The organism is Nonomuraea helvata, assembly GCF_039535785.1.
Classification (GTDB): Bacteria; Actinomycetota; Actinomycetes; order Streptosporangiales; family Streptosporangiaceae; genus Nonomuraea; species Nonomuraea helvata.
Map to the genome: position 1 here is coordinate 657128 of NZ_BAAAXV010000008.1, position 13119 is coordinate 670246.

Below are 13119 nucleotides of genomic sequence, written 5' to 3' on the forward strand. Positions count from 1 at the left end.
TGCCGGCCCTTATCGCGTTCTGCGCTTGCACAGCTTGGTGAGGTCGATGTCGATGTCGAAGGGAACGGTGAGCTTGAGCCTGTCATGATGGACGCCGGCGAGCGCGTAGGTCTTCGTGCCAGGGTCGCGCTCGAAGACGAAGACAGCCGGTTTGCCACCGACTTCCTCGATACGCCAGAAGTGGGGAATCCCCGCCTCTGCGTAGAGGACGGGCTTGCGCTCTCTGTCGCGTAGCTCGGAGTCGGGTGAGACCACTTCCACGGCGAGGATGACGTCGCCGGCCTGAAAACAGGTGACGTCGAGGTCGAAGTTCGCGTGGGGGTCCACGACCATCAGGTCCGGCTCCGGGCGCTGCTGTCGAGCCAGCTTGACGCTCATGTTATCGACCACTTCGTGGCCTGGTGGCAGGAAATCTTCCAAGGCGTTGCACAGTCGGCGGATGACCGATTGGTGGAAGTATCGCTGCGGGCTCACGAACACCAAGCTTCCATCAATCAACTCTGTGTGCGCAGGCAAATCCGGAATGTGATCGAGATCTTCTGCTACGAAGCCCTCTGGCGGCGGGAAGACCCAGTCGGGTAGCGAGGGAGGCGTCATCCTTGCGATCACCGCTTCGGCCGTCATGGTTCAACGCTACCAATGTATGGGGCTCACGCCACGTAAACGACTGCATACGCTAACGAAGATGAGGATGGGAGGAAGATGAGGCAGTTGCTGGTGTTCGCCGAGCGGGACGACGCCGAGGAGGTCGCGGAGACACTCGGCGAGTGGTTCCCGGCGCTCGGGGTGCCACGGGTGGTGCGGGAGACGCTGGCCGGGGAGGACGACGCCGAGGACGCGCAGTGGCTGGTCGTCGTCGAAGGGCTGGACGAGGGTGCGCTGGCCAAGGTGGATGAGCTGGTGGAGCGGTACGAAGGGTGGCGCGAGGCGGGTTGAGCCCGCTCAGAGCTGGTCGACCTCGGCCAAGTCGATGGCAAGCTCGAAGGGTACGGATACCTTCAGGAAGTCGTGGTGAATGCCAGTAATGACGTATGCGTTGGATGCGGGGTCCAACTCGTAAACATAGACTACGGGCTTGCCCGCGATCTTCTCGATCCGCCAGAAGTGTTGAATCGCGGCTTCAGCGTAGAGCTGCGGTTTGCGGTGACGGTCGCGGTCCTTGGACTCAGGAGAGACGACCTCTATGGCGAGGACCACATCTCGCGCCTCGTAGAAGGTCTCGTCGTCGTCGCGTACGGCTTCGGCCTTGATCACCATGAGGTCAGGCTCTGGGCGCTGGCTTGGGCCCAGAATGACGCTCATCTCGCGTCGCACCCGGAAGTCCTTCGGGGCGGCTTGGCGCAGGGCGACGACGAGGAGGTCGACGATCAGCGCATGGAAGGAGGCTTGCGGGCTCACGAACACCAAGCTTCCATCAATCAACTCTGTGTGCGCAGGCAAATCCGGAATGTGATCGAGGTCTTCCGCGACGAACCCTCCTGGCGGAGGAAACACCCAGTCGGGCAGCGAGGGATGCGTCATCTCTTCGATCACCGCTTCGGCCGTCATGCTCCAACGCTACCAATCTAATGTGCTCACGCCCTGTGAATGCGTACATACATTTAGCATGATCGTTCGTCGGTCGCGAACGGGCTATCCGTGACGCGGTGGGGCAGTGGAGAGTGGCGGCATGCGTATCGCTGTGTTGTCGGACATTCATGGGGTCCTGCCCGCGCTCGAGGCCGTGCTGGCCGAGCCCGAGGTGGCCGCGGCCGATCTGATCGCGTTGACCGGGGACATGGCCGCGGGGCCGATGCCTGTCGAGACGCTCGACGTGCTCGTCTCGCTGGGCGAGCGGGCGTTGTGGGTCAACGGGAACGCCGACAGGGAGCTGGTGGAGGCGGTCCGGGGGAAGGAGTGCCCGTATCCCGTGTCGCAGTGGGCGGCCGAGCAGCTTCGGGACGATCAGGTCGAGTTGCTGGCCGGGCTGCCCGATCGGCAGGTGGTCGAGCTGGGGCGGCTGGGGAGCACGCTGTTCGTGCACGCGACGCCGCGCAGGGATGACGAGATGATCCTCGTGGACAGTTCGCTGGAGCGGTGGGGCGAGGTGCTGGCGGGGGAGGGCGCCGACACCGTGGTGGTGGGGAACACGCACATGCCGTTCGTACGGCTGGCCGACCGGGTGCTGGTCGTCAACCCCGGGTCAGTCGGCATGCCGTACGGCAAGGACGGGGCGCACTGGGCGCTGCTCGACGGCGGGACCGGGGCCGTGACCCTGCGCCGGACCCCTCTCGACGCGGCCCGGGTGGGGGAGCGGCTGGTCAGGGAGAGCGGGTTCGGCGGGATCGAGGAGTGGGTGGCGGCTTACGTGACCAGCGTCTACTCCGATGCCGAGGCGCTGCGGGCGTTCGCCGAGTCGGAAAACCGGTGAGCCAGGCGGCCGGCTGGTGAGCTAGGCGACGGCCGCGTCCCTGCGGGCCTTCTCCGCCAGGGCGTGCTCGTCCGTTCGGGCGTCGTACCTGCGGAACTTCGGCAGCGCGGCGGCCAGGCCGAGGACGGCGGCCACGCAGAGCAGGCCGCCCGATCCCAGGGAGAAGCGGGTGCCGCCGATATTGGCCATCAGGCTGGCCCGGGCGTTGCCCAGCATCGGGCCGGAGGCGTACGACAGCAGCTCGATCCCGGCCAGGCGGCCGCGCAGCTCCTGCGGGATGGTCTGGTTCCACATGGTCGTGCGGAAGATGCCGCTGACCATGTCGGCGGCGCCCGCGAACGCGATGCAGACGACCAGGACCCAGACGTTAGGGGTCAGCGCGCACAGGGCCACCCCCGCGCCCCACAGGGTCGCCGCCACGATCACGCCGAGGCCCTGGCGCTTGACGCGGGCCGTCCAGGCGCCGGTGAGCGAGGCGATCAGCGCGCCCACCGCCGACGCCGAGTACAGCAGCCCCAGCGCCTGCGGGGCGCGCAGCTCGTCGGCCAGGAACGGGAACAGGGACGTCGCCATCGCGAACACCATGGCCGCGATGTCCACCAGGTACGTCCCCATCAGGTCGCTGCGGCCCATCGCGTACCGCACACCCTCGACCAGCGACTTCAGCGACGCCGGGGCGGCGTCCTCGGCGGGTGGCAGTGACCTGATCCGCCAGAGCAGGACCAGCGACAGCACGAAGCTCAGCGTGTCGATGCCGTACGCCGCCGCCGGGCCGTACGCCGTCACCAGCAGGCCGCCCAGGGCCGGGGCCACGATGGCGCCGAAGTTCCAGCGCATGCTCGACAGCACCGCCGCCGCGCCCTGCTGCTCGTGCTTGACCACCTGCTGGAAGACGGCCTCCAGGCTCGGCCGCTGCAGGCAGGAAATGCCCGTGGAGATGCCGCCTATCACGTACAGGACCCAGACCTGGGGGTTCGGGAGCAGCGCGTTGACCATGAGGGCGGCGGTGGTGACGAGCAGACCCAGCTCGCTCAGGACGATGATCCTGCGGCGGTCGAGCGCGTCGGCGATCGCCCCGCCCCACAGGCCGCACACCACCATCGGGACGAACTCCGCGAGGCTCACCAGCCCGACCGCGAGGTAGGAGTCCGTGAGCTCCTTCATCTGGTACGGCACCGCGACCATGGTGATCATCGTGCCGAACATCGTGACCACGCCTGAGCTGAACAGCAGGCGGTAGTCGCGGGAGTCGCGGAGGGGACTCAGGTCTATGGAGAGGTTGCGCAGCAGGCGCTTCAGTCCATCGGGCACGAGGGTCAATTGTCCGATGGGGCAGATGATCTGGGCAAATCGTTTTCAGCCGGAAAGCCGAAGGCCCCCGCGGGGAGCGGGGGCCTCGAGAGTGGGCTGTTCGGGGTCAGGCGGCCGGGACCTTGTCCAGGAAGCCGAGGACCGAGCGGATCCGGCCGTCCTCGGCCAGCTCCACCACGTCGAACCCGACCGCGACCGGCTCCCCGCCCTCAGGGCCGAGGTGCCAGGTGAAGCGGGCGATGTGGTGGTGGGCGTCGTACACCTCGCCCGGGCTGAACACCAGGCCGGGGAACATGCCCTGGGCACCCTCGATCACCGCGGCGATTCCGGCGTGGCCGCTCACGTCGGCCAGCGGGTCGGTGTAGGTGGCGTCCTCGGTCCACAGCTCGGCCACGGCCTTGGCGCGGGCCTCGGCGTCGGTCTCGTTCCAGGCGGCGATGTAGCGGTCGATGAGGCTCATGGTCATTTCCTCTGCTTCAATCGGTTCTTAGCGATTACGGGTCATCAGTTGCTGCGGGTCTTGCGGAGGCCGGTGATCTGGAGTTCGGCGAACACTCCGACCACCAGGGCCTGGGCGATGGTCCAGATCGCGCCGACCGTGGTGAGGCCGGCGACGCCGGTGACGACGGCGGCGACGCTGCCCAGGGTCCAGATGATGTTCAGCGCGATGACCGCTTTGGTGGCGGCCGGGCTGATCGCGCGGCGGGTGGCCAGCAGGCCGACCGCGACGCCGTACACGAGGAGGAAGGTGCCGATCTCGCGCAGGAGGCCCGCGCCGGGGCCGAGCAGATCGCTCACCGGGGCCGCGAAGGCGAGGTAGACCAGCCCGTTGACGCCGGTGACGACGGCGTCGGCGGCCAGCGCGAGGCGCAGGAACTTCGTCCGATCGGCGGTGACGGTCAGGGCGGTGGTCATGTCGGGCTCCCCTTTGTGGCGGTTTCTTGCGACACCTGAACGATGCCAGCCGGGACGTAGGGAGCGCGATTACCCGTGACGTAATGGAGGGCGCCTGCGTACGCCCATGGGGGTAGCGGGGACGCCGCCCCAGGGCGGATGTGGGCCGGTCGGCCGCCGGCGCATGATGAGGCGCTGTCGGATCGCCAACGGGAGCAAGCCATGATCCATAACCGAAGCGGGCCGGCCGGCACTGCTCCAGCGACAGCTCGCCGAATCTGGCTGATGCTGGTCGTCGCGGCTGTGTTCGGCGCCGTGCTCGTCGGCCCTTATCTCGGGTTCGACGTCCGCGACAGCCGGCTCGACGGGGGCGGCGGGCCGCACTACTACCTGCTCGTCGCGCACGTCTTCACGGCGCTGGTCGCGCTCGTTCTCGGCCCTCTCCAGTTCGTTCCGGCGATTCGGGCGCGCAGACGGGTTCACCGGACGATCGGCCGTTGTTACCTCCTTGCGGGGGTGATGCCCTCCGCGTTGACCGCCATACCGGTCGCGCTGCTCTCGGGCCGTCTCATGACTCAGATCGGCCTGGTGATCCCCGCTGTCCTGTGGCTCCTTACCGGCTGGCTGGCCTTCCAGGCCGCCCGCCGCCGTGACTTCCTACGGCATCGGAACTGGATGATGCGCAATTACGCGCTCACCTTCCTCGCTGTCACCTCCCGAGTCCTGGTGCCGCTCTTGCTGCTGGCTCAGGTGCCGTTCAGCGACACGGTGAACGCGGGTTCGATCAGCGCCAACGCTCAGTCCATGATCCCCATCGGGCAGGTTCTCGGGTGGATCGTCAACCTCGTCGTGGCGGAGATCCTGATCAGGCGGCGTGGATCGCTGTAGGGATGACTTGATGGCCCCAGCGGGACCGGCAGCTCATAGATGGTGGGCCGGCCGCGAGGAGCTCGAACAACTGGGCCATGACCTCGCCGAAGATCTGTGGCGCGGCCTGGACCAGGGTGCCGATGTTCAGGCCGATGAGGTGGATCTGGTGCTTGTAGACCAGTTTCCAGTCGGTGATCGCGGCTTCGCCGCCGGCCAGGCCGTAGACGACGACCCGGCCGGTGACCCGTGTGGCGAAGGTGCCCACCTGGGCCGGGCTGGTGCGGTTGACGATGTCGCCGAGGCCGAGCTGCCCCGAGCTGTTCTGCCTCCAGTCGGCCAGGACCGCGCAAGCAACCAAACCAATAAGCCAGCGCATTGCCAACTATCCCCGAGTTCTCCCACGCAGAGAACGCCACCCCATTGGCGCCGCGCGCCACAATAGCAGGCCATCCTGGTAATCGACGGGCGTGGCCGGAATACAGCATGTCGCACCAGAATTCCCCCGAATTCTGGCGGCCTATTTCGTGGGCTACGCGCCCAGCACTTCCCTGCGCAGGTGGGTCTTGAGGATCTTGCCGCCGGGGTTGCGGGGCAGTTCGCCCTCCCGGAACCAGAAGTAGGCGGGGATCTTGAACTTGGCGATCCGGTCCTTGAGGAACGACTGGAGCTCCTCCGTGGTGACCGAGGCGTCCGGCGCCAGCCGGATGACTGCGCCCACCTCCTCGCCGAGCTCCTCGTGCGGCACGCCGATCACCGCCGCGTCGTCCACCGCCGGGTGCTCGAACAGGGCCGCCTCCACCTCCGCGCAGTAGACGTTCTCGCCGCCCCTGATCACCATGTCCTTGGCCCGGTCGACGATGTAGACGAAGCCCTCGTCGTCGATCTTGGCCAGGTCGCCGGTGTGCAGCCAGCCGTCCACGAAGGTCTGCGCCGTGGCCTCCGGCTTGTTCCAGTAGCCCATGATGACGTTGGGGCCGCGGACGCAGAGCTCGCCCACCTCACCGGGCGGCAGTTCCTCGCCCGCCGGGTCCACCACGCGCACGTCCACCACGGGTGAGGGCAGCCCGACGCTGTCGGGCCTGGCCTGGTAGTCGGCGCCGCCGTTGCCGATGGCCAGGGCGGTCGTCTCGGTCATGCCGTAGCCGTTGGAGGGGGCGCGGTCGGGGAGGTTCCGGGTGATGCGCTCCAGGAGCCTGGGCGGGGCGGGGGCGCCGCCGTAGCCGAGGGTGCTCAGGGACGACAGGTCGTACTTGCCGAAGTCGGGGTGGGACATGAGCTGCCAGGCGTTCGTGGGCACGCCGATCATGGCGGTCACGCGTTCGCGCTCGATCAGGCGCAGCGCCTGCTCGGGGTCCCACTTGTACATGAGCACCAGCCCGCCGCCGCCGAACATGGTGGTGGTCAGGGCCGAGAAGCAGCCCGTGACGTGGAACAGGGGGACGGTCAGCAGGGTCACCCTGCGGGTGCCGGCCGCGGCCGCGACGTCCTTGCCCGCCATCGCCACCGCCCGCATGAGGCCGTAGGCGACGGTCATGGGGGACTGGCCCAGGTTGCGGTGGCTGCCCAGCGCGCCCTTGGGGTTGCCGGTCGTGCCGGAGGTGTAGAAGATCGTGGCGGGGTCCTCCGGGGCCAGCTCGACCTCGGGGAGCCGGACGTCGGCGGTGACCTCGCCCATCACCTCGTCGAACCCGCGCGCGCCCGCCGGCGCCTCGCCGCGGGTGACGATCAGCGGGACGCCCGTCGAGGCCAGCCTGGTGGCCCGCTCGCCGTCCGCGATCAGCACCTTGATGCCGGAGTCGTTCACGGCATAGGCCAGCTCGGCCTCCGTCCACCAGGCATTGAGCGGTACGGCTACGGCCCCCGCCGCCAGCGCGGCCGACAGCGAGACCACCCATTCGGGATAGTTGCGCATGGCCACGCCCACCCGGTCGCCCTTGCGCACGCCGTATTCCTCGATGAGGCGGCCCGCCAAGGTGGCGGCGCGGCGGAAGTGGTCCTCGAACGTGATGTGTTCGTCCTCGTACACGAGGAAGACCTTCTCGCCGTGGAACCTGCTCATCTCCAGCAGCGCCCGGAAGTGCGCCGGCGCGTGCTTCCACGTGCGTATCCCGGTGTCGCCGATCTCCTCCATCTCGAACAGCTGGCCGGGTCCGGTGAGCTGGGCCTGGACCTGGGCGTGCGAAAGGGACATGGCGCAGAACTCCCGGCTGGTGGACGATTATTCTGGATAAATCACAGTACCGACCGGTAGGTACGTCCCGCTAGTTGTGAAAGTTTCACTTATTCTCCGATAATTTCTGGCGTCCAACTGCTGCTTCAGTAGCTGTACGTGCCCGGTGTTGACCCTTCTCTCGCATGTCAATACCGTCTGCAATGCGATCCGACGTGATCGAAAACTTTCGGAACCGAGTGCCTGCCTCCGGAGGTAGATGTCCGTGCATTCGTCCTTACTCGTCAGAGTCCTCACCTTGGTGGGGATGCTCGCAGCCTTCCTCCTCCCGACCACCTCGGCCGAGGCCTCCGCGCCCCTGCGGACACACGCGGCCGGCCGGGGCAAGTTCATCGGGGCGGCGCTCGCCACCGGCCAGCTCGCCAACGAGGCCACGTACCGCACCACCGCGGCCACGGAGTTCAGCCAGGTCACGCCCGAGAACGCGCTGAAGTGGGAGTCCACCGAGCCCAGCCAGGGCCAGTTCACCTTCTCCGGCGGCGACGCCATCGTCGCCTTCGCGACCCAGAACAACATGCAGGTCCACGGCCACACGCTCGTCTGGCACAACCAGACGCCCGGCTGGGTCCAGAGCCTCGGCGCCAGCGCCATGCGGGCGGCCATGCAGAACCACATCAGCCAGGTCGTCGGCCATTACGCGAACAACCCGGCCGTGGTCTCCTGGGACGTGGTGAACGAGGTCTTCGACGACAGCGGCAACCTGCGCACGTCGTTCTGGTACAACACGCTCGGCCAGAGCTACATCGCCGACGCCTTCCGCGCCGCCCGCGCCGCCGACCCCGACGCGAAGCTGTGCATCAACGACTACAACACCGAGGGGATCAACGCCAAGAGCACGGCGATCTACAACCTCGTCTCGTCGCTGCGCCAGCAGGGCGTGCCGGTCGACTGCGTGGGCTTCCAGTCGCACCTCGCGATCCAGTACGGCTTCCCCAGCGACTTCCAGCAGAACCTCCAGCGCTTCGCCGCCCTCGGCGTCCAGGTGCGGATCACCGAGCTGGACGTGCGCATGGTGATGCCCAGGGACGCCACCAAGGACGCCACGCAGGCCACCTACTACCGCAATGTCGTCAACGCCTGCCTGGCGGTGACCGCCTGCGCGGGCGTGACGATCTGGGGCTTCACCGACAAGTACTCCTGGGTGCCTGACACGTTCTCCGGGCAGGGCGCGGCCCTGATCTACGACGAGAACTACCAGAAGAAGCCGTCGTACACCGCCGTGCACGACGCGCTGGCCGGCGGCTCGACCACCGACCCCACCCCGCCGACCACGCCCGGCACGCCCTCGGCGGCCAACGTGACCTCGAACTCGGCCACGCTCACCTGGACCGCCTCCACCGACAGCGGCGGCAGCGGGCTCGCCGGGTACGACGTCTACCGCGAGCAGGGCGCGACCGATCAGCTGCTCGGCCAGTCCACGACCAACTCGCTCGCGCTGACCGGGCTGAGCCCCTCGACCCAGTACCAGGTGTACGTGCGGGCACGTGACGGAGCCGGGAACGTGTCGGCCGACTCCGCCCTGGGCGCCTTCACCACGACGGCCGGCCCCGGTGGCGGCGGTGGCTGCACGGCCACCGGCACCCTCCAGACGCAGTGGAGCACCGGGTACGTCGTCCAGCCCGTGACCGTCACCAACACGGGGACCTCCAGCATCAGCGGCTGGACCGTCACCTTCACCCTGCCCGCCGGCCACACGCTGACCGGCTCGTGGAACGCGACCCTCACCGTCAGCGGGCAGACCGTCACCGCCAAGAACCTCGGCTACAACGGCACCCTGGCCCCGAACGCCAGCACCACCTTCGGCTTCCAGGTGAGCCGGCCGAGCGGCAACACACAGACGCCTTCCGGTTACACCTGCGCCTGAGGCTCCCTTGGAGATTCCCCTGGCGTCGTCCAGGGGAATCTCTTTCATCCGGGCCTGACCTTTGCCTCCGCCGGCCATCCCCGCGCCTAGCTTGAAAGTGACAACGACCGGCAAGAGGTGATCTCTCATGATGAAGAGCCGCAATGCTCTCGCGGCCTGCGCGATGACGGCGTCGGCCCTCGTCGCCCCGGTGACGGCGCCGGCCGGGCCGGCCGGCGCCACGGAGACGATCTCCTACACGGCACCGTGCAGGCATGCCAAGGACCCCGCCGCCTGCCACGCCAAGAAACGGGCCCGCCACGGCGGCCCGGGAGGCCAGAACGACACGGCCCCCTGGGAAGTCGGAGGGGCCGGCGGTCCGGGCGCCGGACCCGGAGGCCTGGAGGACGGGTCCTAGCCCTTCACCGAACCGGCGAAGCTGAAGGAGCTGGCCAGGTACTTGTTGACGGCTACGTACAGGACCACGGCCGGCGCCGTGTACAGGATAGAGAAAGCGGCCAGCTGACCGTAGGCCACCTGCCCGTACTGGGAGAAGAACGTGTAGACGGTCACGGCGGCCGGCTGCTTCTCGGGGGTGTCCAGCAGCACGAACGGGGCGAAGAAGTTCCCCCACTGCCCGACGAACACGAAGATGGCGACCACGGCTATCCCGGGGGCCATCAGCGGGCCGACCACCGCCGTCAGCGAGCGGACCCAGCCGGCGCCGTCCACCCAGGCCGCCTCCTCCAGATTCACCGGCACGCCGTCCATGAAGTTCTTCATCATCCAGATGGAGAACGGCAGCGAGCTCGCCGTCAGGAACAGCACCATCGCCGGCACCGAGCCGTACAGGTTGAAACGGAAGAACATCGCGTAGACCGGCACGAGGATGGCCGTCACCGGCAGGCCCGTGGTGAACAGGAGGGTCAGCATGAAGTGGCGGCGGTAGCGGAGCTGGTAACGCGACAGCGGATACGCGGCCAGGCCCGCCACCAGGACCGTCAGCACCGCCGTCGAGCCCGAGATGACGATCGAGTTGATCAGGGGCAGGATGATCGTGTCCCAGGTCAGCACGGCCTTGAAGTTGTCCAGCGAGAAGGAGAGCGTGGGCTGGGCGGCCAGCGTGGCTTCGGGCTCGAGCGAGGCGATCAGCACCCAGAGGAACGGGCCCAGGAAGGCCAGCGTGATGAGCGCGAGCGCGAGCCAGGCGGCGCCGCGCGCGGCGAGCCGCGTCATGCGTCCTCCACCTTGATCAGGCGCAGGTAGATCAGCGAGAACAGCGCGCCGATCACGAGCATGACCAGCGCGATCGCCGAGCCGTAGCCGATCTCGAAATAGCGGAACGCCTGCTCGTACATGTACAGCGGCGTCGTCTGGCTGGCCGTGCCGGGGCCGCCGCCCGTCAGGGCGTAGATGAGGCCGAAGCTGGCCAGGGTCTGCAACGTGATCAGCATGAGGTTCGCCATGACGGAACGGCGGATCAGCGGGAGCGTGATGTGGAGGAGCCGGCGGCCCGGCCCCGCGCCGTCCACGGCGGCGGATTCCAGCAGGTCGGCGGGGACCTCCGAGAGGGCGGCCGAGTAGACGAGCATCGAGAAGGCCGTGCCGCGCCAGATGTTCGCCAGGATCACCGCCAGCATGGGGGCGGTGTAGAGCCATTCCTGGGAGATGCCGAGCACCGTGTTCAAGGTGCCCTCCTCGGCCAGGAAGGAGAACCAGCACGCCGCGGCCACGACCTCCGGCACCACCCAGGCGGCTATCACCACGCCGTTGACGACGCTGCGCGTCACGCGGCCGCGGCCGCGCTGGAGCAGCGCGATGATCAGGCCCAGCGTGTTCTGGCCGATGACCGCCGAGCCGATCACGAACACGAACGTGAGCAGGAACGAATTGAGGAAGTTCGGGTCGCCGAAGAGCTTGACGAAATTGGCCACGCCGACGAAACGCGAATGAACCGAGGCCGACCCCGTGAGCGTCTCGTTGGTGAAGGCGATGTAGACGCTCCAGAGGATCGGCCCCGCCAGGAAGAGCGCCAGGAGCACGAGGGCCGGGCCCAGGGGGACGAGCCAGCGCAGGACGCCCCGCCGTGACGAGCCGCGTACCGGGCGGCTCGTCACGGACGGGGACGGGGCCGTGACGATCGTCATCGGGCCAGGACCTTGCCGGGACCGCCGACCGCCGCGGGCAGCGCCTTGGCGTAGCTCGCGGTGGCCTCCTCAGGGGTCCTGGAGCCCGTCATGACCGCCTCCATGGCCTCCTGAACCTGCGCGGACACCTTCGGGTACGCCTCGAAAGCCGGCCGGTAGTGGGTGACGGAGGCCAGGTCGGTCCAGAACTTGACGCTCGGGTTGTCGGCGCTGTACTTCGGGTCGGCGGCCACGTCCTTGCGGGCGGCCAGGTCACCTGTGCCGACCGAGTACGCCATCGAGTTCTCCTTGTTCGTGGCCGTCGTGATGAAGTCGAACGCCTCCTGCTTGTGCTTGGTGTACGCGCTCATCGCCATGACCCAGCCGCCCGACATGCTGACCGCGCCCGGCGCCTCGCCGTTCTGCGTCGGCATGGGCGTCCAGCCGATCTTCTGCGTCCATTCGGCCCACGGTTTGGTGCCGGCCGGCTTCCAGGCCGAGCTGGCCCACGCGCCGTCGAGGGAGATGCCGAGCTTGGCGGCGGGGAACCACTCGAGGGTCACCTTGTCGCCGAGCTTGGCGTTGTGGGCGTCGGCCTGCTTCGGCCCCAGCTCCTCGCGGTAGATCGTGTTGACGAAGGTCAGGGCGTCGGTGAAGTTCTTCCCGCCGGCCACCCACTTCTTCTGCGTCTCGTCGTAGAGAGTGCCGCCGGGCGTGCCGTACAGGAGCATCTCGAAGCCCTGCATGGTGGACGCCTCACCGTGGATCTTGGCGGAGTACATGCTGAAGGGGATGACGCCGGGGAGCTTCTGCTTGATCGTGCGGGCCGCCGTCAGGACGTCGTTCCAGGTCTTCGGCTCCCACGGGACCGGGAGTCCGGCCTTGGCGAAGACGTCCTTCTGGTACCAGAGGCCGCGCGTGTCCGTGCTGATCGGCACGCCGTAGATCTTGCCGTCGCCGCCCTTGGCGGCCTGCTTGACCGAGTCGGGGAACTGCGTGCTCCAGTCGGGCCACTTGGCCAGGTAGTCGTCGAGCGGGGCCAGCTTGCCGGCCGCGACGTCCGCGTTGACCTGGAACGTGTCGTGGTAGTAGAGATCGGGCGCCGAGTCGGGGGAGCGGTTGAGGAGTGCGAGCTTCGTGTAGTACGCCTCGTTGTTGCCCTGGACGGGCGTGAGCTTGATCTTGACGCCCGGGTGGGCGGCTTCGTACTCCTTCTTCGCGTTGCCGAGCATCTTCTCCAGATACGGCCACGTCGGCTCGACCTTGTAGAGGACCTCGAGTTCCTTGCCGCTACTGGACGTTTCCTGTGCGGTCCCGCACCCGGCGACGGCGGTCAGGAGGAGGAGGGAACCGGCCAGCGCACGTTTCATCACGGTCTCCCCGTGTTGCCTTGGGTTTGCCCGTGAACGTAAATCAATTTGATTTACTTAGTCAA

The 13119-nt window shown here is 67.8% G+C and carries 15 protein-coding genes; 5 read left to right on the forward strand and 10 right to left on the reverse strand.

Features of this window, described 5'->3' with window-relative positions:
- Nucleotides 1-9: 9 nt before the first annotated feature.
- Nucleotides 10-624 (reverse strand): Uma2 family endonuclease, encoded by a 615-nt coding sequence (locus ABD830_RS30550; protein ID WP_344994846.1) that lies wholly within the window; start codon nt 622-624, stop codon nt 10-12.
- Between the two features lie 78 nt (nt 625-702).
- Between ABD830_RS30550 and ABD830_RS30555 the strand changes: the two genes are divergently transcribed.
- A complete protein-coding gene (locus ABD830_RS30555; protein ID WP_185077081.1) occupies nt 703-936 on the forward strand; it encodes a hypothetical protein in 234 nt (77 codons plus the stop codon).
- 6 nt (nt 937-942) lie between these two features.
- Here the strand turns inward: ABD830_RS30555 and ABD830_RS30560 are convergent, their stop codons facing one another.
- A complete protein-coding gene (locus ABD830_RS30560) occupies nt 943-1548 on the reverse strand; it encodes a Uma2 family endonuclease (RefSeq protein WP_344994855.1) in 606 nt (201 codons plus the stop codon).
- A 121-nt stretch (nt 1549-1669) separates the two neighbouring features.
- Here ABD830_RS30560 and ABD830_RS30565 point away from each other — a divergent pair, with 121 nt between their 5' ends.
- Nucleotides 1670-2410, forward strand: a complete 741-nt coding sequence (locus ABD830_RS30565) for a metallophosphoesterase family protein (protein WP_344994857.1) — start codon at nt 1670-1672, stop codon at nt 2408-2410.
- Between the two features lie 21 nt (nt 2411-2431).
- Here the strand turns inward: ABD830_RS30565 and ABD830_RS30570 are convergent, their stop codons facing one another.
- The 3 genes from ABD830_RS30570 to ABD830_RS30580 all read right to left on the reverse strand — a co-directional run bounded on the left by ABD830_RS30570 (nt 2432) and on the right by ABD830_RS30580 (nt 4636).
- Nucleotides 2432-3721, reverse strand: coding sequence for an MFS transporter (locus tag ABD830_RS30570; protein WP_344994860.1), 1290 nt, complete (start codon nt 3719-3721; stop codon nt 2432-2434).
- A gap of 106 nt (nt 3722-3827) precedes the next feature.
- Nucleotides 3828-4181, reverse strand: a complete 354-nt coding sequence (locus tag ABD830_RS30575) for a nuclear transport factor 2 family protein (RefSeq protein WP_344994864.1) — start codon at nt 4179-4181, stop codon at nt 3828-3830.
- 44 nt (nt 4182-4225) lie between these two features.
- Complete coding sequence (locus tag ABD830_RS30580) at nt 4226-4636, reverse strand: hypothetical protein (protein ID WP_344994867.1); 411 nt, start codon at nt 4634-4636, stop codon at nt 4226-4228.
- A 264-nt stretch (nt 4637-4900) separates the two neighbouring features.
- Between ABD830_RS30580 and ABD830_RS30585 the strand changes: the two genes are divergently transcribed.
- Nucleotides 4901-5503, forward strand: coding sequence for a DUF2306 domain-containing protein (locus tag ABD830_RS30585; RefSeq protein ID WP_344994870.1), 603 nt, complete (start codon nt 4901-4903; stop codon nt 5501-5503).
- On the opposite strand, the gene ABD830_RS30590 is transcribed toward ABD830_RS30585, so the two are convergent.
- Both ABD830_RS30590 and ABD830_RS30595 read right to left on the reverse strand, forming a co-directional pair.
- Nucleotides 5481-5861 (reverse strand): hypothetical protein, encoded by a 381-nt coding sequence (locus tag ABD830_RS30590; protein WP_344994873.1) that lies wholly within the window; start codon nt 5859-5861, stop codon nt 5481-5483. The genes ABD830_RS30585 and ABD830_RS30590 overlap by 23 nt on opposite strands.
- Before the next feature lie 153 nt (nt 5862-6014).
- Nucleotides 6015-7676, reverse strand: a complete 1662-nt coding sequence (locus ABD830_RS30595; protein ID WP_344994876.1) for a class I adenylate-forming enzyme family protein — start codon at nt 7674-7676, stop codon at nt 6015-6017.
- Nucleotides 7677-7962: 286 nt separating this feature from the next.
- Between ABD830_RS30595 and ABD830_RS30600 the strand changes: the two genes are divergently transcribed.
- Both ABD830_RS30600 and ABD830_RS30605 read left to right on the forward strand, forming a co-directional pair.
- On the forward strand, nt 7963-9579 hold the full coding sequence (locus tag ABD830_RS30600) for an endo-1,4-beta-xylanase (protein ID WP_344994879.1): 1617 nt from the start codon (nt 7963-7965) through the stop codon (nt 9577-9579).
- Between the two features lie 127 nt (nt 9580-9706).
- Entirely contained in the window at nt 9707-9976 is a 270-nt protein-coding gene (locus ABD830_RS30605; RefSeq protein WP_344994882.1) for a hypothetical protein, read from the forward strand.
- Here the strand turns inward: ABD830_RS30605 and ABD830_RS30610 are convergent.
- Genes ABD830_RS30610 through ABD830_RS30620 form a run of 3 tightly spaced genes read right to left on the reverse strand, consistent with a single transcriptional unit; the run spans nt 9973 to nt 13054 of the window.
- On the reverse strand, nt 9973-10794 hold the full coding sequence (locus ABD830_RS30610; protein ID WP_344994885.1) for a carbohydrate ABC transporter permease: 822 nt from the start codon (nt 10792-10794) through the stop codon (nt 9973-9975). The two genes, ABD830_RS30605 and ABD830_RS30610, sit on opposite strands and share 4 nt — an antisense overlap.
- A complete protein-coding gene (locus tag ABD830_RS30615) occupies nt 10791-11705 on the reverse strand; it encodes a carbohydrate ABC transporter permease (protein ID WP_344994888.1) in 915 nt (304 codons plus the stop codon). The genes ABD830_RS30610 and ABD830_RS30615 overlap by 4 nt, the downstream gene beginning before the upstream one ends.
- On the reverse strand, nt 11702-13054 hold the full coding sequence (locus ABD830_RS30620; protein ID WP_344994891.1) for an extracellular solute-binding protein: 1353 nt from the start codon (nt 13052-13054) through the stop codon (nt 11702-11704). Before ABD830_RS30620 ends, ABD830_RS30615 begins: the two co-directional genes overlap by 4 nt.
- Between the last annotated feature and the right edge of the window lie 65 nt (nt 13055-13119).